Genomic DNA, 19,313 nt, shown 5'->3' on the forward strand with positions numbered 1-19,313 from the left:
GAGACCATCGAGGGCGATTGTCAGGTTAGCCCTCGCCAGTCGGCTCGAGGCGCCGAGCGACCTGACCTGTTGCTGCCGTTGAGGCGAAGCGCGCATCCGTTGATACGGTGTAATCGGCCGCAAACCGCAGTTCGCGGAGCGGTCGCACCCGGCTAATCGATTTCTGGTATAGCTCATGAGCCTTGTAGGCTGCGAGTTCCCTGTCGTTGTCGAACTCACCGTAGACCACAACGTCGATATCGTTGCCGAACTGGTCGGCCTTGCGATTGCGACCAACCTCCAGCAGGCGTGCATGTGGGATTGTGGTGAGAATTGACAGGCCTTCGATCATTTCGTCGATCCGGGCCTTATCCTTGGCGGTAAACAAAACGATGTGACGAATCATGAATGGCCTCGGGTTGATCGCATGCAGGCGCATAATTAACTTGGCATTGAGCCCGCTGCAACATTACCGCAGCGCGTCGCAATCGCCGCCATGGCTTCGCTGCTGGAGCTTCTGCCCTTGGTCAAGCGGGCTCCATTTGCGGCACGTGACCGCAGTCCAGGCCCAGCCGCCAGCGCGCGCGCTCCAGATGCCACGACGTGAGCCGCCGGCACTCAATCATGGTGCCCCGGTGTCGGGATGAAATCGCCCTCAAACCTCACGCCATCGGTCTTCTCCTTGTTGAGATCTCCGCAGACCGAGTTGCCGTGAATTCGTCCTCGCTATGCCCGGCCCAATAGTCGATTTCGGCGATGAATTTCTGCGCCAAATAGGGAAACATCGCGCGACGTATGCGCTGACAGGGAGGAGATTGGCGAATTTCTTTTAAATAAAGCGGATAAATTTCGCGCTTATCCACGGTGCCCGATCGGAAGGGGCGCAGGTCAAGGTCAAAGCGACGAGTGCAAGCGGCATACCGAAGCGCGACGCGGGATTGAGCTACGTCGCATCCCGCCCGGCCACGCGTCGCAAGCCTGAGCCCTCCAACGCGCAATGGGAGAGGCAGGAATTGGAGACGGACATGTCCAAAGACCATCAAAAACTTCAGCGCAACACCGTCAAACGGTGCGCCATTTGCGCCGGAAAGTTTGGCCTTATTCGTTACTACTCTTCGCGAACCGCCCTCTGCTCAAAGAGGTGCGTTGAGCACTTCAAGTCCCGTTGCGAAGCGGACAGCAATTGGTTACGGCGATTACCCGCCGCCTGAGCGGTCAGCGGCGGCCGAGAGCGCGCCTCCTACAGCGGCGCCGAAATCATTGACGTCGACTAGCGCGCGACAATCTCGCGAATTGCGCACCGACCGCAGGGAAGGCGTGGATCTCCATTATGAAGTTCGTATTGGTCAATCACAGGGCTCCGCTTAACCGCGCGGCCTGCACCGCATGCGCGAAAGCTCTCGGCACCGGATACCTGCGGGATGTGTCGACGCAGAGGCCATACTGTGGTTACGATTGCTACCTTCGCCATGAAGCCAGGAGCCTGTTGATGCCTTGGCTGAAAACGTCATGTGCCGAAGTGGATGCCCCGACGCTTCACGCTTTGCCGCTCGAATTCATGACGTCGTTTGCACCATCCTACTGGTATTCGATGTCACTTGCAGCCTTGCGGATGGGGGAGCTCATGGCCGTAGAGCTGTCCAACACTGTCCGCGCGGGAACATGGACGTTTGGCTCGCCCCTGTGGCGACGCTACGGAGGTGGCCCCAGCCCATCGCAATGAGGTCCGCCGAGCTTCATAGGTCGATACAGACGACAGAGAAGCAGCTCCGTTATTGCAAGCTGGTGTCAGGAACAACCAAAATGGCGGAGCATAGCTTCTGGCGCTTCTCGCGAACGTTGCATCGCGCGATCAACGACCGGCATCTTGAGGACATCGAGGTCCTCCTCGACGAGGAGGTCGACTGGACGATCTACGGTCCGATCGACATGTTTCCATTTCTCGGCACTCGGCACGGCAAGCGCGCCGTGCTCGACGTCATCCGGGAGATCTCTGACAATGTCCAGATTCGCCGTTTCGAACGCGACACCACCATGCTCGGCGTCGATTCCGCAGCCTCCATGCTGCGCTGTTCCCTGACGGCGCGCCAATCCGACAAGTCCATCTCGCTGCGCGTGGCGCAGTTCGCCCAGTTCAAGGCCGGCCGGCTCATCAGCATGCGTGTGCTCGTCGACACCTTTGATCTCGTCGAGCAGGCACTGGGCCGGCAAATTCATCTCCCGAGGATGACAAACTGAGGTGAGGGGCGCCAGCGGGTCCCTCCCTCTTGGGGTCGACGATGGCGGGTGCGCGATGCTTACGCCGGACGCGATCGCGTCTTCATTGCGTTGTGATGATGGCGATCGGCGTCAACATAGACAAATTCGTAAACGGACCAGAAGCCTCTTCCAGTCAGGAGGCGGGAAGGGCAAGGCGCTCAATGGTTTGAATGTGACGCGCGAGGAGGTTGCAGGCTTGATCGACGTTGCGGGATCGCAATGCCTGCAGAATCAGCCGGTGATCCTGGTTGGACCGCGGTCGCCAGCCGGCACTTCGCGCCATTGCGAACACCAAGCGCGAATTTGCAAGCTGCAGTCCATCGAGGTTGGCGAGCAGGCGCGGCATCGCGCAGGGCGAAACGAGCGCGCGGTGAAAGGCGCGGTTGGCCATTTCAAAATCCTCGATTGTCTCGGCATTGTCTCCTTCAATGAGGGCGAGCTCGATCCGTGCCAAATGGGCCGACGTCAGCTTTGGAACCGCATTGCGCAATGCGACCACCTCGAGCGCGGCGCGCATCTCGGCGATCTCCTTCACCGATTTGGTGTCGAGAGGAGCAACCCGCACGCCGCGACGGGGCCGAGCTACGACAAGGTGTTGGGCTTCCAGCTGCCGAAACGCCTCGCGGACAGGAACGTGACTGGAATTGAATTGCCGCGCGACATGATCCTGCCGGAGCGGAGCGTCTGGCTGCAGCGCGCCGGTGATAATGCGCTCACCGATCGAGTCGGCGATGCGCCCGGCAACCGTCGTGTTCTCGTCCATCACCATAGATTATCTACCAGAAAAACGAATGCGTTCACTTAGGACATCCTCTAGCATTGGTCGAGACTCGTTATCATAGATAATCACTCGCATTATCTATGATTAACCGCGGATGGGAGCGCGGCTCTTATGGTTGCTGCTATGGACGTGAAGCGAAACGACGGAAACAACAGCGCGCAGGTCTGCAGAAGCTGGAACCGCGCCGAGGCTGAAGCACTCTATGGACTGCCGTTTGCCGAGTTGATGCTTCAGGCGCAGAGCGTTCATCGGGCCAACTTCGATCCAAACCACGTCGAAACCGCAAGCCTGCTCAGCATCAAGACCGGCGGCTGTCCAGAGGACTGCGGCTACTGCTCGCAGAGCGCGCACTACGATACTGGGCTGAAAGCCACCCGCCTGATGAATCGCGCCGATGTGGTCGCGAGTGCGCAGCGTGCCAAGGATGCGGGAGCGACCCGTTTCTGCATGGCCGCGGCGTGGCGCAGTCCGAAAGACCGCGATCTTGATCAGGTCTGCGACATGGTCAGTGCGGTCAAGGGTCTCGGGATGGAGACCTGCGTCACGCTCGGGATGCTGATGCCAAGGCAGGCTGCGCGGCTCTCAGAGGCCGGTCTCGACTTCTACAATCACAACATCGATACCTCGGCGCGGTTCTACGGCAAGATCATCACCACCCGCACCTTACAGGATCGGATCGACACACTTGCACATGTGCGCGAGGCGGGCATCAAGGTCTGCTGTGGTGGCATTATCGGCATGGGTGAGGGCGTCGAGGATCGCCTCGCCATGCTCGTCCTGCTTACCAACCTACCCAGCCATCCGGAAAGCGTTCCGATCAACCTGTGGAACGAGGTCAAGGGCGTGCCGGTGAATGACACCGCAGAGCGCCCCGACCCGATCGCGGTGGTGCGTCTGGTCGCGACGACCCGCATCATGATGCCCAAGACCGTGGTGCGGTTGTCCGCTGGACGCCAATACATGAGCGATGAACTGCAGGCGCTGTGCTTCCTGGCGGGCGCAAATTCGATCTTCCTCGGCGACGTGCTGTTGACGACGAAGAACCCGAAGGCCGATCGCGACGCCAATTTGCTGCACCGGCTCGGCATCACGTCCGGGCTATCTTGAGGGGAAACAGGGTGGCGAACGCGGCTGCGCAAACTCCAATGTAGGTAAACATGCAGATTACGTTGATGAAAGGCAAAATCCATCGCGCATCGGTCACTGAAGCCGATCTGCACTATGAAGGCTCGATTTCGATTGATCGGTTGCTATTGGACGCTGCGGGACTCCTGATCAACGAGCGCGTCGAAATCTTTAACATCGACACCGGCGCACGCTTTGCCACCTATGTGATCGAGGCACCCAAGGGGTCCGGCATGATAGGCCTCAATGGTGCGGCCGCGCGACTAGCGATGCCTGGCGATAAGGTCATCATCGTTGCGTATGCCGCCTTTGATGAGATGGAAGCAAAAGCGTTCAGGCCACACATTGTGCGGGTTGACCGGGAGAACCGCATCCTACCGGATTGAAAGCCGAGAGGCCGATGCTGGAGCCATTGTCCAGGCGGCCAATTGAATTTGCTTGATTGATGGCGACCCTGGGAGGGGTGAATGAGCTCGATCCATACGGCCAAGGTCGCCGACTATGTCGCGGCGTTGCATGCCCTGAAACAAGACGACCGGCTACGCCGCCTTAGGCCGCGTGAAGGCGTCGATTTTGTATCGAACGATTATCTGGCGCTTGCGAGCGCTTCGCGCATGAAAAAGGCAGTTTCGGCGGCGCTCGAGGCCGGCACTCCGATCGGAGCGGGTGGGTCGCGGCTTCTGCGCGGCAATTGCGAGGAGCACGAACGCCTCGAAGCAGAAGCGGCTCAGTTTTTTGGGGCGGAGACGGCGCTCTTCTTCGGCGGCGGTTATGTCGCAAATTTCGCTCTTCTGACAACATTGCCGCAGCGCGGCGATCTACTCGTTCTCGATGCTCTCGTGCACGCGAGCATCCATGAAGGTGCGCGAGCTGGCCGGGCTGACTCTCGCACAAGCGCCCACAACGATCCTCAGTCGGTCGAAGACACAATCCGCGACTGGCGTACCCAGGGCGGAGTGGGCCGGGTCTGGATCGTGGTTGAAAGTCTCTACAGCATGGATGGCGACTTCGCGCCGCTCGAAGACCTCCTCGCTATCGCCGGCCGGCACGACGGGTTCCTGATGGTCGATGAGGCCCACGCCACAGGCGTCTACGGGGAGCTGGGACGAGGACTCACCGCCTCCTATGAGGGACAAGGAAATCTGTTGGTCGTTCATACCTGCGGCAAGGCGCTGGGCGCCGCAGGCGCGCTCGTCACTGCCTCAACGGCCATGCGCGACTTCATGGTCAATCGCTGTCGCCCGTTTATCTTCGCCACAGCACCCTCACCATTGATGGCCGTTGCCGTGCGGGAGGCCCTGTTAATCCTGCAGCAGGAACCCGAGCGGCAGCAGCGTTTGGCCAAGCTGGTCGCGTTCACGCATCGGGAGATCGGCGTGCGTGGCGGGCGAAGTCCTTCGGCCTCGCAGATCGTGCCCTATATCGTCGGCGACAACGGGCGTGCGATGCGGCTCGCATCGCGACTGCAGGCTCGTGGCTTCGATATCCGCGGAATCCGACCGCCAACCGTCCCCATGGGTACGGCACGCTTGCGAATTTCACTGACCCTCAACATCGGGGAGGAGGACGTGCGTGCAATGCTCGATGCGCTGTTCGAGGAGACGAGAGGTGAAGCCCGATGAGACAGCAGATCGTCGTGACAGGCACGGATACCGGGATCGGAAAGACGGTCTTTTCCGCAGGGCTCGCTAATCTCCTCGGCGCGAACTATTGGAAACCGATTCAGGCCGGCCTCGAAGGAGAAACCGACACCGAAGTCGTCGCGCGGCTGGGGAGTCTTTCAGGCGATCGCATCGTGCCGGAGGTTCACCGCCTTCGAACGCCGGCTTCGCCCTATCACTCCGCGGAAATTGACGGCGTTCGCATCGATGCGGACTCGCTCGCTGTGCCAGACACCGGCGGGCGACCGTTGGTCATCGAGGGCGCCGGCGGGCTGATGGTGCCGCTGAGTCTCGGCACACTTTATGCTGACGTCTTTGAGCGATGGCGCATTCCAGCGGTGCTCTGCGCTCGGACGGCGCTGGGCACCATTAATCACTCGCTGCTGTCGATAGAAGCTCTGCGGAGGCGCCATATCGACATCCTCGGGATTGCATTCATTGGGGAGCGGAATGCTGACACTGAGAGTGCGGTTTGCGAGATTGGCCGCGTGCGTTGGTTAGGGCGATTGCCCTGGCTTGCTCCCCTCACGCCAGACACGCTGCAGGACGCGTTCAAGGCGTCGTTTCGCGCTGATACGTTCAAGTCATGATGACGAACAGGAAAACCCAGATCTGGTGTCGGTTCATGCAACACGCGCTTCTGGATGACATCACCAAGGTTATGGGTTCAAAGATGCGCGTTTGAGTCTCGGCTCATGGTTATAGACCCCGCAAATGGTGAAGCTCGTCGCGTCCCCTTCAATCCGCCGCTCGAAGCAAGATACATGTCGGTTGACGGCTGCTTCGCAGGAAACTGCCTCGTTCTGAACACGGGCGAGTATGGCGCTCTCCTTGAAAATATTCCGCCAACGCTGGATGAGTTCTTTTTGATCTTCACTTCGGCGGCAAGGCCGGTTTTTCGACGATGCAAGAGAGCATGGGTTCGGGGCAGCAAGATGGATGTCGACTATCACCGCTAGCTTCGCAAGGCATATGTAGGAAGCTATCAAAGGAGCAACAATGCGCCGCTTCTGCGTCGACCAGGCCAATGCCTTCATCGCGGAACAAAAGAATGAGCACAATTTGCGAGAGCGATCGGCTGTCCGTTGGCTAGGGCGAGTGCTCGGGCCGTCCCTCTCTCATTGCAAACACGCCGCAGGCTGCGTTCAAGGCCTCATTGCGTGCTGGTGAGTTCAAGCCGTGACGCCGAAGAAGAAGCCCGCGATCTGGCACCCGTTCACGCAACACGCGCTTCAGGGCGAGATGACAAAGGTTCTGCGTGGCGATGGTGCTTATCTCTACACCGCGGATGACCGCCGCATCATCGATGCAATCTCATCCTGGTGGGTCGTGACCCACGGTCATTGCCAACCGCACATTGTCAGGGCGATTCAGGAACAGGCGGGCAAGCTCAACCAGATCATCTTTGCCGGCTATACCCACGATCCGGCTGAGGAGATTGCGGCGCTACTCTTGAAGCTCGCACCCCGTGGGCTCGACCATGTCTTCTTCTCCGACAGCGGGTCCACGAGCGTGGAAGTCGCCTTAAAAATGGCGATCGGCTATTGGAATAATATTGGCGAGCCGCGGACACGCATTGTCGTGATGCAACATTCCTATCACGGCGATACAATTGGGGCGATGTCGGTGGGGGCCCGGGGCGTGTTCAGTGACGCATACGGGCCCTTGCTGTTTGACGTGACCGCAGTTCCGTTCCCTGCGGAAGGCCGTGAGCAGGCGACCCTCGATGCGCTCGAGTCCGCATGCCGAAACCAAAGTCCCGCAGCCCTTATTGTGGAGCCTCTGATTTTGGGGGCAGGCGGGATGCTGATGTACCCTGCTTGGGCGCTAGGAGAAATGAAGCGGATCTGCGAGGCCTTTGACGTTCTGTTCATCGCCGACGAGGTCATGACCGGCTGGGGCCGTACCGGAACGCTATTCGCCTGCGAGCAGGCCGATGTCAGTCCCGATATCGCCTGCTATTCGAAAGGCCTCACCGGAGGGGCGCTCCCGCTGGCAGTGACGCTCTGCCGCGCCGAGATATTCGACGCGCATTACTCAAGGGATCGTACCCGCACGTTCTTTCATTCGAGTTCATATACCGCGAATCCAGTGGCCTGCGCCGCCGCAAAAGCGAATCTGGATCTCTGGCAAGATCAGGAATCACACCAGCGCGTCGCGTCTGTCGCCACGATGCAAGAGCATGCAATCGAGCCATTCCGTGCCGACCCGCGCTTTGCAAACGTCCGGCGGACCGGCACCATTACAGCGCTCGATCTGAAAACCAGCGATCCGGGCTATCTGGCAGGCATCGGTCCGAAGCTTCAGGCCTTCTTCGAGAGCCGAAATCTCTTGCTGCGGCCACTCGGCAACACGATCTACGTGATGCCGCCTTATTGCGTCACGGCGGCAGATCTTGATCAAATCTACGCCGGCATCAGGGATGCTGCCGATGCGCTAGCTTGAGGGTGCGGCTCGAGCGCGTCTGACGGAACCCAACTGCGGCCCCAAGGTGAATATGCTGGCCGAACCCGAACCTGCCGGAGGCTTTGGCAAAAGATCCGAGCCGCTGTCGCAGATGTACCCGGCGCAAACTCGCCAGATGTGCGGAGAGCGTTAGCATGCGTGGTGCCCAGCGCGTTGCACAGCCGCTCCGCGCGACGAAACAGTGGCTGGAAAGTTTCCCTTTCGATGATTGCGCAATCATTAGACGTTTCTGTCTGTCCGCCGCTGGCTTGGGAAACGTGCTTTTCCGGATCGCCTGCACCATTGACAGTCTTCTCTCAGCTTCCGTAGGTAGCCCCGAGGTCCGGGATGCGGGCAGTGGAGCGGTCGGAATCTAAGATGAGCCACATTTCAGAGCAGCCTGTTGAACGTGTCACGATTCCAGTTCTGCAGCGTTGCAAGGACGAAGGGCGTCGCATCGTGATGACGACAGCCTACGACGCAGTCACCGCGCGCATCGCCGATCCCATCGTCGATGTCATCCTGATCGGAGACAGTGTTGGCAATGTCTGCCTCGGATTTGACAATACGTTGCCGGTCAGTATGGCCATGATGAACCATCACCTGGATGCTGTTGCGCGCACAAGAGCTCGTGCCTTGCTCGTTGCCGATATGCCATTTCTCAGCTTTCACCTCGGCGTTGAGGAGACGATACGCAACGCCGGAGGCTTTCTGCAGCGTGGCGCGGCAGCGGTTAAGCTCGAAGGGGGCGCGAAGCGCATCGAAATGGTCCGTGCTCTGGTCGATTGCGAAATTCCTGTGATGGGTCATCTCGGGCTCACTCCGCAGAGTGTCAATGTCATGGGTGGATTCAAAGTGCAGGGCCGGAAAGCCGACGACGCTCTGCGCCTGCTCGAGGACGCCCACCGTCTGCAGGAGGCCGGATGCTTCGCTCTGGTCCTGGAGGGCGTTCCGGCGGAGCTCGCCGCGCGCGCGACCGAATTCCTGACGATACCGACCATTGGAATTGGCGCGGGTCCCAGTTGCTCGGGCCAGGTGCTCGTATTCCATGATGTGCTGGGATTGACTGAAGGTCATCGGCCGAAATTCGTTCGCGCCTATGCAGAGGGTTTTCAGCTGCTGCAGGAGGCACTGTCGCGCTGGGCCGCAGATGTCCGCAGCGGCGTATTCCCAGGACCGAAGGAGTCCTATCGGCTTCCAGAAGGCGTTGCCGAGACGATCGCAACCTGGACCCCCAGCTAACCTGATGTACAGCCAAGAAATGCAGACAATCACGACAGCCGCTGAACTTCGTCGCGCTCTCGCAAACGCCCGCAGGGCCGGTAAACGCGTCGGATTCGTACCGACCATGGGCTATTTGCACGAAGGTCACCTGGCGCTGGTCGAGGCAAGCCGGGCGCAATCTGACCTCACCGTCCTCAGCATCTTTGTGAATCCCACTCAATTCGGACCGAACGAGGATCTCAGCACCTATCCGCGCGACTTCACGCGCGATGAGAAACTGTGCTGCGATGCGGATGTTGCCATCGTCTTTGCGCCGGATGCCAGCGAAGTCTATCCGGCACAATTTGAGACCTTCGTGGAGCCGGGCGACCTGGCAAAGCCGCTCTGCGGAGCGTTCAGGCCCGGGCACTTCCGCGGTGTCGCGACGGTCGTCTGCAAACTGTTCAACATGGTGCAGCCGGATGTCGCGTTTTTCGGACAGAAGGATTTTCAGCAATGCGCGGTCGTGCGTCATATGGCATTTGATCTCGATCTTCCGATCGAGATCGTTACCGTGCCGACGGTCCGGGAAGCGGATGGTCTCGCGATGAGCAGTCGCAACCGCTATCTCAGCGAGGAAGAACGTCGGCGGGCTCGTGCCATCAGCCGTGGACTGTTCGCCGCAGCGGACAAGTTTGGCTCAGGAGAACGCGACGTCGAAAAGCTGCTTGCAATCGCCAAAGGCCATTTGAACGAGGTCGATCGGCTGCAATACCTTGAGCTTGTCGACCATGACACGCTCAAGGCCGCCGAAAGTCCGCTACGCCACCCGGCGGCACTGTGCGCTGCTGCCTATGTAGGCTCGACGCGGCTGATCGACAATGTGATCCTGGCGATACCGACTTACTAGCACCAGCACCGAGCGGATTAGGTGCGGTGAAATCCGTCGGTAAAATCGCGCGGATGCGGAATTTAAGCGCCGAGCCGAGATAAATTGCATTAATCGGCATCAAGTTGTCCTTACCATGCAGGGTTAGGCGCAACCCCGTTTGACGAGCCGACGTTTGGCAGACGGACAACAAATGACGTGGTCAAACCCCTCTCAATTCCGGTGACGCGGCATAGGAGCAGGACATGGCAAGCCGTTTCTACCGGCTCTGGATGGGCGCGTATGCCGAGGCATTGTTTCAGCGCAGCAAGCGCGAGAAGCAACAAATGATGTGGCTGCAGTACAACTTGATGCGGCTCGGGAGTGAAGTCGTGCGATCCGAGCACTGGTCCATCGCGGCGGACCAGCCAGTTCGGCATGAACACGGCGCGGCCAAAATCGCCCGTACAGGCGAGACGACCCTCGGCGACCTCAAACAAATCGGCCGCGAAGCGTTTCCCGAAGCGCCGACCATGTGGCGGCAGGCGTGAACGATAGCAAGTTGTCGTTCTCTGAACATCCTAGTGAGCTGTCCACTGGGCGAAACCCCAACGTCTCCATGTTCCCCGACACAAACCGATCATGCAGATATTTGTAACGCGAACGGCTGCGTCGTGCCCTTGCTGCTGAGCTGAAGGAAAGTTGCGCCTATAAACGCGAATTCAGAATTCCGAAATCAATCTAAATTAGCAAGCCACTCATCGGCGAGCAGAGCAGGCCAGCGCCAGTTCTGCTCGATATTGATAATCGCCCGTCGGCCCGCGAAAACCAGCACGCACCGGGGCATAAAGCTCATCATGGGGTACAATGACCGGAGCAGCGAGCAGACTTATCGGGCAGTTGAGGTGGTCCTGCGGCTTCCGCATTGGGTTGCGCGGCCAAATGGCACTGCTCGGGATCTCGGGAGTCATTGTCACAGGTGCACTCTGCGCTGCCGCCCTGAACTACGCGAGCCTGGTCCAGAGCGAGGCGAATGACAGCAGCAAGTTCAAAGATCATGTCGCATCGCTGTCACAAAGCTTCCTGGAGTCACGACAAATCACGAGCGACTTCCTGCGCAAGCCAAGCGAAATGGCGATCGCGAAGCATGCGAAGAGCCATGAGGAGCAGCTCGCAGACCTGAGCCGGGTCGAAGCTTTTGTGTCGGCTCTGCCCGACCACGACCCACGGAAGGAAGCGACGGCGTTGCGATCTGTGATCAACCTCTATGCGACGCGCTTTCGAAACGTCGTCTCGGCGCAACGCAATCTCGGCTTCAACGAAGATGATGGATTCCAAGGCAAGCTGCGCAAGGCCGTGCACGCTGTCGAGCAACGTCTAGCCGACCTGAACCAGCCACGCCTCACGATCTTGATGCTGACGATGCGCCGGCACGAGAAGGACTTCATTCTCCGTGGCGAAGACAAAGATGGCGATCAACTGGCCGACCGGGAGGCGGAATTCGAGACCGCGCTTGCTCAGGCGAGCCTACCCGCGGAAATAAGATCCCAGCTCCTCGAACTGATCCGCGCATATAAGTCAAGCTTCGTGTCCTTCATGGTGACACAGCAGGCGCTGAGCGATCAGGCCGACGATCTCGGACAAATCTACGACCGCATCAGCCCGGCGCTGGCAAAGATCATGGCCGCCGCTGACATGCACTCGCGGGCTGCGGAAATGCAAGCTGAACAAATTCAGCGGAAGCTGATTTGGCTGATTGGGTTTGCAACATTGCTCGTTGGCCTGCTCGCGTTGCTGTTCGGCCAGCGCGTCGCAAAAACAGTCGCTTCGATGACGGCGGCCATGCGCCAGCTTGGCGAGGGTCGGTTCGACGTCGTTCTGCCAGGCCTTGGCCGTAAGGATGAACTTGGCGAGATGGCCGCAGCGGTCGAACTGTTCAAGCTGAAAGCGCGCGAAAAGGCGCAAGCCGAAATCGATGCAAAGGCCGAACAGGATCGTGCCGCCGCCGAGCAGCGGAAGGCCGATATCGCTCGGATCGCCGGCGAATTCGAAGCCGCTGTGGGCAAGGTTATCGATACGGTCTCCTCTGCCTCCTCAGACCTTGAAGCCTCCGCCCGCAGCCTTACCTGCACGGCTGATCACGGCCGGCAACTCTCGGTCGAAGTCGCCAGCTCATCGGAGCAAGCGTCTGCCAATGTTCAGCTTGTCGCGACAGCGACGGGCGAAATGGCGGCAACGATCGCCAACATCGGGCGGCAGGTCGAAGAGTCCGCCGATATCGCGCGAGAAGCGGTTCGCAGGGCCGAACTCAGTGATCAGCGCATGGTCGGTTTGGCGGCTGCGGCGGAACGGATCGGCAGCGTCGTTCAGCTGATCGCCGCGATTGCGCGGCAGACCAATTTGCTCGCGCTGAACGCGACAATCGAAGCTGCGCGCGCCGGCGATCTCGGCAGAGGGTTCGCGGTTGTGGCTGAGGAAGTGAAGTCTCTCGCAACGCAAACGGCGCGTGCGACCGACGAGATCAGCGAGCACATTCGTGGCATTCAGACGGCAACGACTGAGTCGGTCGGCGCGATTGCCGATATCGGCACCATTATCGGCCGCATTTCGGAGATCGCAGTGACCGTGGTCAGCTCCATCGCAGAGCAGGGGGCAACGAGCAAGAACATCGCGTCCAATTTGCAGGAAGCGGCAGCCAGAACCAGCCAGGTGGCAGCGAGCGCCATTGAAGTGACGAACGGCGCAATGGATACAGGAGGGGCTTCGATGCAGGTGCTGATGTCTGCCGAACTGCTGTCTGGGGAAAGCGCCCGGCTGAGGCGCGAGCTCGGCAGCTTCCTCGGGAGGGTCCAAGCGGCTTAAGCTGGCGTCTCAACGGCACGAGCCGCCGGAGCCGGAACATCGATGCGTTTTCGAAGATTGCTCCGGTCGCTTAGGACAATGGTGCGGGCGAAAGCGTCTTCAGGTCCGCGACCCAAGCCGTCGCACCTCCTGTCATTCGAGTACCCGCCTGCACAGGAGATGACCCGCAACTCCTCTCATCTTCGTCCATGTTCCATGTTTGATCGCTCCTGCTCCAGAGCTTCCATTCCGTTTCGATGCAGCCAAAGAAGCGCCTTTGCGAGCTGACGGAGATCGTTCCGGCTCGCACCAACGGGCAGTCGCCGTGCGCGACGAAGAGCATCAGCAGCTTGCTTCTCCAAAAGCGACAATTCGCGCTCTGTCATCGTCCCTTGACCGATCTACACTCACTCATACCGCACGTTGCTGAGTTGGCCCAACGGCACCCGTGCGCGGACTCGGATAGATAGTAGTCGCAGATCTCAAGCATGCCGACGGCGCAATATGCGCCCGCCCCATTTTGCTGGCTAGGGCACGTTGACGAGTGGCATGGGCGCGGTCGGTCCCGGCACCAAACCATCCTGGTGCCGGCCACGGACCGCGAGCGCAATTGCAAAGGTCACAAGGAGAATGATGAGTCCACGCATGGAAAAAAGCTTACTCCGATAGCAGTATCGGATTTATGAAACATCTCGCACTTCGGAGTTTTGAGAAACGGCATGCAAACCCCGTAACCTCTCAATCAGACGAGCATGTCGGGTCGCAGAGACAGACCGGCTTAAGCTCGTCCTTCTGGATCCTCAACGCCAACTTCGTTGCAGAACGGCGCGCGGTCGCCTCAGCGCGCTGGAAAAAAGCATGTCTTCCTGACAACAGCAGGAATAGTGCGCATGATTCGAATAATCATTTATGCGCTCCTCGGTCAAATCGAAGGCAGCATGGGGCTCGTGTTCGTCGCCACAACTGAAAGCGATGAATGGCAAATCACGACTTCGTCTCAGGCAGCCTCCTGGCACTGACCACTGGGGGCGTTGCGCTGCTTTGCTCGGGCCTGCTTGCCTTGGCGTTGACCTAAAGCGAGTGCGCTGGCTTGGTTTCGCACCTTGCGCATGCGGCTTCATGGTCGGCCGTCCTTTGATGCGATCTGCCGGTGAACCCGGCCGGTCAGATGCCAATGACTATGGTTCGAACAGGACAACAAGTTCGTTGAATCTATACGGCAGAGGGGAAAATGATCAGATCGATATTTGCAGCGTGTGTGTTGACTTGGTCCGTTAGTGCGGCGCAAGCGCAATACTTCGGTACGGGTTCTAACCCAAACAGCCACGGTGTCTCAGGTTACACCCGCAGCAATGGGACTTATGTGCAGCCGTACACGGCGACAAATCCGAATAGCACGCAGCGCGACAACTACGGCACCAGCGGCAACTACAATCCGAACACACGCACATTTGGCCATCGGTCGGCGCGCTACTGAAAGTCGCCGGGATGGCCAAGTCAACGCGTAACGCCGGCAACCCTTGGACTGCCCGGGACGTCAGGCAGCTCAAAGAGTTGGCAAAAGCAACACACCGACGCGCGTTATCGGGCTCAAGCTCGGCCGGACCGAGAGTGCAATCTACGGAAGGCGTCATCGGAAGAGATTTCCCTTAGCCCCACAAACCAGAGCCCTACAATCGCAACAAGTGAGTGGCTATGCCGGTACCCCCCAGTGAGCGCATGAGGTCGTGAAGCACCTGGGCCGGGCGGGAGTGCCGAGGATGCGCCGGCACAGAGCGGCTTCACGGCTCATTGGCGCTGCGACCGCGCTGCTGACTGGGATTACCGCGGCAAATGCGACCGATTGCTCACGCAAGGATGCGCTTGGAACTTCGCGCGTGCTCGCCGTCGATGCAAAAAATTATCTCCCCGTCGGCCTGAAGAGCTTTCCGCAGACCTTGCCCTTAGCCGACCATGAGGTCGTGCTAACGTTCGATGACGGGCCGAGACCCCCGAACACGCAGAAGGTACTTGCCGCGCTCGCGCAAGAGTGCGTGCGAGCCACCTTCTTCCTCGTCGGCAAGTCTTCCGCCGAATTTCCCGAACTTGTCCGGCGTATCGCCGCCGAGGGCCACACCGTCGGGCACCATAGTTGGTCGCATCCGATGATGTCTCAGATCAGCTTCGAGCAGGCGAGGAAAGACATCGATCGCGGAATCGCGGCCGATGAGAGGGCGCTCAACGGCACCTCGTCCAAAACGCCCTTGACGCCGTTTTTTCGCTTTCCCTATTTCGATTCGACGCCTGCGACGCTCGACCTTTTGCAGTCACGTGGCATCCTCGTCTTTGGCGCCGATCTTTGGGCGGCCGACTGGGAAAACATGACCCCCGAGCAGGAATTGAAGAAGGTGATCGAGCAACTCGAGATCACCAAAAAGGGAATCATTCTGCTGCACGATCCGCAGGCGCGGACGGCAGCTATGATGCCCGCGTTCCTGCGCTACTTGCACGACCAAGGCTATCGGATCGTACACCTGGTACCGGCTGCTGCCCCGGCCCAGACGCGCGCCGAGGGAGCTCCTCATTGAGGGCACGCGACCGAATTTGAGTTCCGCTTCGGGCCCTCGCATGAATTGGAGTGCCGCTGCGCCCGCATGAAAAATGGCGATCTCTTGTATCAGGCGCCATCGAGATCGCCATCGCCCCGCGATAATCGCCAGTCACACAGGCCAAACGCCGTCCTCAATTGGGACACTCGCAATTCAAATCGGGACGGAGCCATTTGCCCAGCTGAGCATCTTCCGACGCTCTGATGCAACGACCAGAAAGAGGGGGCCGAGCTTTCCTCCGGGAGTGCTTCGGGCAATTGCGCCCCTCAGGAAACAACAACGCCGCTCGCTTGAAATGAGTGCGAGCGGCGTCGCTCCAGCCCCGGGAGGATGATGCAAAATCCCGGTAGCCGCTAGACCAGCACAAGTTGTGCCAACATACGTGTTCCGAGGCGGGACACGAGAACGCAATCATTATCCGCGACCATAGTCCGCGCGCTGCGCCGAGTTTTCCTCGCGTGACAGGGAAGGTTTTGGAGCAGCATGGGGCCTGATGCGGAAGTGCTATCGTTGCCTCAGTGCACTGGCGAGGCGGGGGGCCTGATAGCGCAGGCTGCGCGGACCAGGCGTCCTCAGGACTTTCGTCAGAGCGCGCCGCCAGGCCAGGCTCTGGAAATCGGCAGCTGCAATATCGCCGCAGCGAAATCTGCAGGGCTTCGGTCGCGATCGGCGGTCCGGACAACTCGAGGAGCCGTCGCCCGAGCGCCGATAGACGAGCCGTTCTTGACGCCTGCTTGCCGCTGGACCGTGACAGGCGCCCCGATCGAACCGCAGGCGAAACAAAGGTCCGGCGTCCCTGCGCGTCTCGATGAAGCCTTCCGCCAGGAGCTGCTCGTAGGCTGCGGTAATCGTGGTTCGAGAGGCTCCAAACTCGGCCGCGAAGGCGCGGGTCGAAGGAAGCTGGTCGCGCGGTCTGTAGACGCCATCATCGATCCGCGCCTTCAGTGCTTCATAGCCACGTTTGGCTTATGGCACCACTTTCCTGTCTCTGACTGGCCTACCAATATCGCTCTAAACTGGCCCTTCAAAGTGGCCTGCGTATCGCCTAGATGATCAGGCATCAAGATCCGATCGAAGTGTTCGGATGCGGAGGAGTTCTAGCAATGTATATACCGCCAGCCTTTCGCGTCGAGGACATCGAAGAGATTCACCGGACCATGCGCGAGGCCCGCTCGGCAACCCTTGTCACTGCAATTGAAGAGGGGCTGATCGGCACGCCGGTCCCGATGCTTCTCGACGAGACGGAGGGTGCGAATGGCACGCTTTACGCGCACGTGGCAAGATCTAATCCACAGTGGAAGCTGCAGCCTTCCTGCGAGGCGATGGCCATCTTTGCGGGGCCTGAAGCCTATGTCACCCCGTCGTGGTACGTGACGAAGCAGGAGACGCACAAGGTCGTGCCAACTTGGAACTACGTTGCGGTACATGCCTACGGCCCGGTCGAGTTTTTCGACGATGCGGACCGGTTACTCGACATAGTGAGACGACTGACGGATCTGCACGAGCAATCGCAAAAGGACCGCTGGGCAGTCGCGGACGCTCCGGCTGACTTCATCCAAGCCCAGCTCAAGGCGATCGTCGGCCTGCGCATGCCGATCACAAGGTGCGACGCCAAACGAAAGGTGAGCCAGAATCGCAACGCAGCGGATCGCGCCGGCGTCATCGATGGATTGTCGAGGAGCGATCGCCCTGAAGACCATATCGTGGCCGCTCTGATACCGAGAGGATGACGCTGGACGGTGCCGGGATGGGGTGAATGATGGTCGAGTTTCAGGTGTTCCTGCTGTTCTTGGGAGCTGCGCTCCTGGTGGCGATCACACCAGGACCCGGGATGTTCTACGTTGCGGCACGAACGTTTGCAGGCGGCCGTCCGCATGGTCTGGCATCGGCTTGGGCACCGGTGTTGGCGGTTTGTGCATGTTATTGCCGGGGGCGGTCGGGATCTTTGCGCTCGTCATGGCGAGTGCGGAAGCCTTCACTCTGCTCAAGCGCGCCGGAGCCGTCTATCTGATCTGGCTTGGGTCAAGACATGGACCGAAGCCAAGATCGTCGATCCGATCGGGGTGGAGATAGTCGGTGTCGGACGGGCATTTTGGCGAGGCATTATTGTCGAGGTGCTGAACCCGAAGACGGATGCAATTTTCTCGCCTTCACCCCGCATTTATTGACCCAACCGCCGATGTCGCCCGGCAGTTCGTCATCATGGGGACGGTTTCAGTTGCGCTCAACGCTGCCGCCCATGTGATCGCGACCCATTGGGCCGCCACAGCATGAGCTGGCTTGGCCAAGCGGCCGTCTGCCGTCCTCAAAATGCGACAGGTATCTGGTGCAGCGATGTGCACGTCGGGATCTTCACTTCGAGCTTCACTTCTAATTGCGCGGCCGGCCGGTTGATCACCCTGAGGACCATTCTTTCAATTGCGGCCTGTCTTCCGATGTTCCAGCACAATCTTTCGGCTGACTGCTCAGGAAAGACGACGGCATTTAGGAAGACCCCGGCGTGCATACGTCGTTCGCCTCGGGTCGCGCTAGTCTGACGAGAGTGGATGTGCGGCATGTGGGTGATCGGTGCGCTTCCTCGCCGTAAGGGCCGGTCGCCAACCTTCACATCCCGAACAGCTCGGACATGAGTCCTGAATCAGCCGGACGGCAAGCCGCGTCAGAGTTTTTGGATTTGTTTCGCCGCCCGCGGCGAGATTTAGAATCTTCTCGGCAAGGCATGCTTTTAAGGAAGACGTCCGCGCAGGTTCCGGCACCATTTGGACAGCATCGTCCAGGACGCGTCGCAACACGGCACGGAAGTGAGTTTCTGAATTCGCAGCTGTCATGAGGCTCATCCAACGGATCAAATCTGTGCGCGTTGGCTTCGGCCCTCACCCAGTGTTCCTGAGAAGATCCGCCGAAGCCCACCGTTCGATAATCCCGTGTCGTCTAGTGATTGGTGCAATCGGCTTGCTTGCCGTCACGCCCGACACATACAGGAAACATGTTTAGCGGAGGTGACACTGAAGCTTGGAATGCGATTTCTTTGGTGGGTTCGCGTTGTCCAGAACGAAGTCGAGAGGAGTTGTGTAACGACCGACCGAGTCCCCGTAGATCGTGGGGCCTGCAGCTCCGTTCAAGAGCGCGTGCTAGAGGTGACCAATGAATCTCTCTGCGGCGACATTACGTAAAGTACCCGAATCGGCGGAGTAACGCCGAATGCAAGCAGCTCTTTTGGGTAGGAGCGACATCACGCGGACGCTTAATTCGGCAGCAGAGTCGTTTTCCAGGAACTGCTCAGAACCTTGTCGCACTTCAGCAGCAAAGGCCAGGGCGTACCTATCCCACCCGGCGCGATGTGGCGAGCGGGGCTCGCAAGCCGCGCATTTGATCCACAACGCCGTCTGAACCGGAGACACGAGCATGTGTGGGTAAAGCTAATGCCGGAGACGAGCTCTACCACAACACCAAGGCGCCTTTTATAAGAGGGACCGTAGTCAGCTGTTGGTCAATGCCCCGACTGACGCAGGAAGGCATGACGTTACCAGAGAAGCCAAAGCGAGCGCGCCGCGTCCGAACCG

Annotated in this window: 17 protein-coding genes; 13 read left to right on the forward strand and 4 right to left on the reverse strand. The window is 59.5% G+C overall.

Annotation, left to right across the window (positions count from 1 at the left end):
- Nucleotides 1-25: 25 nt before the first annotated feature.
- Together JJC00_RS07365 and JJC00_RS07370 are read right to left on the reverse strand one after the other, a co-directional pair.
- Nucleotides 26-385 carry a Dabb family protein gene (locus JJC00_RS07365; RefSeq protein WP_200472013.1) on the reverse strand — a complete coding sequence of 120 codons (360 nt, stop codon included), beginning with the start codon at nucleotides 383-385 and terminating at the stop codon, nucleotides 26-28.
- 256 nt (nucleotides 386-641) lie between these two features.
- Nucleotides 642-842, reverse strand: a complete 201-nt coding sequence (locus JJC00_RS07370) for a hypothetical protein (protein WP_200472014.1) — start codon at nucleotides 840-842, stop codon at nucleotides 642-644.
- A gap of 940 nt (nucleotides 843-1,782) precedes the next feature.
- Here JJC00_RS07370 and JJC00_RS07375 point away from each other — a divergent pair.
- On the forward strand, nucleotides 1,783-2,217 hold the full coding sequence (locus tag JJC00_RS07375) for a nuclear transport factor 2 family protein (RefSeq protein WP_200474015.1): 435 nt from the start codon (nucleotides 1,783-1,785) through the stop codon (nucleotides 2,215-2,217).
- A gap of 154 nt (nucleotides 2,218-2,371) precedes the next feature.
- Here JJC00_RS07375 and JJC00_RS07380 read toward each other — a convergent pair whose 3' ends face one another.
- Nucleotides 2,372-3,007 carry a GntR family transcriptional regulator gene (locus tag JJC00_RS07380; RefSeq protein ID WP_200472015.1) on the reverse strand — a complete coding sequence of 212 codons (636 nt, stop codon included), beginning with the start codon at nucleotides 3,005-3,007 and terminating at the stop codon, nucleotides 2,372-2,374.
- A gap of 135 nt (nucleotides 3,008-3,142) precedes the next feature.
- Here JJC00_RS07380 and bioB point away from each other — a divergent pair, with 135 nt between their 5' ends.
- The 10 genes from bioB to JJC00_RS07430 all read left to right on the forward strand — a co-directional run bounded on the left by bioB (nucleotide 3,143) and on the right by JJC00_RS07430 (nucleotide 15,729).
- Nucleotides 3,143-4,126 (forward strand): biotin synthase BioB, encoded by a 984-nt coding sequence (gene bioB / locus JJC00_RS07385; protein WP_433996492.1) that lies wholly within the window; start codon nucleotides 3,143-3,145, stop codon nucleotides 4,124-4,126.
- A gap of 50 nt (nucleotides 4,127-4,176) precedes the next feature.
- A complete protein-coding gene (gene panD, locus JJC00_RS07390; RefSeq protein ID WP_200472017.1) occupies nucleotides 4,177-4,530 on the forward strand; it encodes an aspartate 1-decarboxylase in 354 nt (117 codons plus the stop codon).
- Nucleotides 4,531-4,611: 81 nt separating this feature from the next.
- Nucleotides 4,612-5,766, forward strand: coding sequence for an 8-amino-7-oxononanoate synthase (locus JJC00_RS07395; RefSeq protein WP_200472018.1), 1,155 nt, complete (start codon nucleotides 4,612-4,614; stop codon nucleotides 5,764-5,766).
- Entirely contained in the window at nucleotides 5,763-6,395 is a 633-nt protein-coding gene (bioD, locus tag JJC00_RS07400) for a dethiobiotin synthase (RefSeq protein ID WP_200472019.1), read from the forward strand. The genes JJC00_RS07395 and bioD overlap by 4 nt, the downstream gene beginning before the upstream one ends.
- Before the next feature lie 652 nt (nucleotides 6,396-7,047).
- A complete protein-coding gene (locus tag JJC00_RS07405; protein ID WP_433996516.1) occupies nucleotides 7,048-8,250 on the forward strand; it encodes an adenosylmethionine--8-amino-7-oxononanoate transaminase in 1,203 nt (400 codons plus the stop codon).
- 378 nt (nucleotides 8,251-8,628) lie between these two features.
- The gene (gene panB / locus JJC00_RS07410) at nucleotides 8,629-9,492 is read left to right on the forward strand and encodes a 3-methyl-2-oxobutanoate hydroxymethyltransferase (RefSeq protein ID WP_200472021.1); all 864 of its coding nucleotides are present in this window, start codon (nucleotides 8,629-8,631) and stop codon (nucleotides 9,490-9,492) included.
- 19 nt (nucleotides 9,493-9,511) lie between these two features.
- Entirely contained in the window at nucleotides 9,512-10,363 is an 852-nt protein-coding gene (gene panC, locus JJC00_RS07415; RefSeq protein ID WP_200474016.1) for a pantoate--beta-alanine ligase, read from the forward strand.
- Between the two features lie 224 nt (nucleotides 10,364-10,587).
- On the forward strand, nucleotides 10,588-10,872 hold the full coding sequence (locus tag JJC00_RS07420) for a hypothetical protein (RefSeq protein ID WP_200472022.1): 285 nt from the start codon (nucleotides 10,588-10,590) through the stop codon (nucleotides 10,870-10,872).
- A 391-nt stretch (nucleotides 10,873-11,263) separates the two neighbouring features.
- A complete protein-coding gene (locus tag JJC00_RS07425) occupies nucleotides 11,264-13,183 on the forward strand; it encodes a methyl-accepting chemotaxis protein (RefSeq protein WP_246774123.1) in 1,920 nt (639 codons plus the stop codon).
- Nucleotides 13,184-14,922: 1,739 nt separating this feature from the next.
- Nucleotides 14,923-15,729 (forward strand): polysaccharide deacetylase family protein, encoded by an 807-nt coding sequence (locus JJC00_RS07430; RefSeq protein ID WP_200474017.1) that lies wholly within the window; start codon nucleotides 14,923-14,925, stop codon nucleotides 15,727-15,729.
- 525 nt (nucleotides 15,730-16,254) lie between these two features.
- On the opposite strand, the gene JJC00_RS38890 is transcribed toward JJC00_RS07430, so the two are convergent.
- Nucleotides 16,255-16,695 carry a GntR family transcriptional regulator gene (locus JJC00_RS38890; protein ID WP_200474018.1) on the reverse strand — a complete coding sequence of 147 codons (441 nt, stop codon included), beginning with the start codon at nucleotides 16,693-16,695 and terminating at the stop codon, nucleotides 16,255-16,257.
- A gap of 158 nt (nucleotides 16,696-16,853) precedes the next feature.
- On the opposite strand from JJC00_RS38890, the gene JJC00_RS07440 reads away from it, so the two are divergent.
- Nucleotides 16,854-17,480, forward strand: coding sequence for an FMN-binding negative transcriptional regulator (locus JJC00_RS07440; protein ID WP_200472024.1), 627 nt, complete (start codon nucleotides 16,854-16,856; stop codon nucleotides 17,478-17,480).
- 22 nt (nucleotides 17,481-17,502) lie between these two features.
- Entirely contained in the window at nucleotides 17,503-17,823 is a 321-nt protein-coding gene (locus JJC00_RS38695) for a LysE family transporter (RefSeq protein ID WP_349643534.1), read from the forward strand.
- Nucleotides 17,824-19,313 lie beyond the last annotated feature (1,490 nt).

The organism is Bradyrhizobium diazoefficiens (assembly GCF_016616885.1).
GTDB classification, from domain to species: domain Bacteria; phylum Pseudomonadota; class Alphaproteobacteria; order Rhizobiales; family Xanthobacteraceae; genus Bradyrhizobium; species Bradyrhizobium diazoefficiens_F.

Excerpts from the sequence above, each read along its gene's own strand:
- JJC00_RS07440 (WP_200472024.1), top strand. The coding sequence starts at position 16,854 with ATGTATATACCGCCAGCCTTTCGCGTCGAGGACATCGAAGAGATTCAC.
- JJC00_RS07425 (WP_246774123.1), top strand. The coding sequence starts at position 11,264 with ATGGCACTGCTCGGGATCTCGGGAGTCATTGTCACAGGTGCACTCTGC.
- panB (WP_200472021.1), top strand. The coding sequence starts at position 8,629 with ATGAGCCACATTTCAGAGCAGCCTGTTGAACGTGTCACGATTCCAGTT.
- bioD (WP_200472019.1), top strand. The coding sequence starts at position 5,763 with ATGAGACAGCAGATCGTCGTGACAGGCACGGATACCGGGATCGGAAAG.
- panC (WP_200474016.1), top strand. The coding sequence starts at position 9,512 with ATGCAGACAATCACGACAGCCGCTGAACTTCGTCGCGCTCTCGCAAAC.
- JJC00_RS07405 (WP_433996516.1), top strand. The coding sequence starts at position 7,048 with ATGACAAAGGTTCTGCGTGGCGATGGTGCTTATCTCTACACCGCGGAT.
- JJC00_RS07365 (WP_200472013.1), bottom strand. The coding sequence starts at position 385 with ATGATTCGTCACATCGTTTTGTTTACCGCCAAGGATAAGGCCCGGATC.
- JJC00_RS07375 (WP_200474015.1), top strand. The coding sequence starts at position 1,783 with ATGGCGGAGCATAGCTTCTGGCGCTTCTCGCGAACGTTGCATCGCGCG.
- panD (WP_200472017.1), top strand. The coding sequence starts at position 4,177 with ATGCAGATTACGTTGATGAAAGGCAAAATCCATCGCGCATCGGTCACT.
- JJC00_RS07430 (WP_200474017.1), top strand. The coding sequence starts at position 14,923 with ATGCGCCGGCACAGAGCGGCTTCACGGCTCATTGGCGCTGCGACCGCG.
- JJC00_RS07395 (WP_200472018.1), top strand. The coding sequence starts at position 4,612 with ATGAGCTCGATCCATACGGCCAAGGTCGCCGACTATGTCGCGGCGTTG.
- JJC00_RS07420 (WP_200472022.1), top strand. The coding sequence starts at position 10,588 with ATGGCAAGCCGTTTCTACCGGCTCTGGATGGGCGCGTATGCCGAGGCA.
- bioB (WP_433996492.1), top strand. The coding sequence starts at position 3,143 with ATGGACGTGAAGCGAAACGACGGAAACAACAGCGCGCAGGTCTGCAGA.
- JJC00_RS07380 (WP_200472015.1), bottom strand. The coding sequence starts at position 3,007 with ATGGTGATGGACGAGAACACGACGGTTGCCGGGCGCATCGCCGACTCG.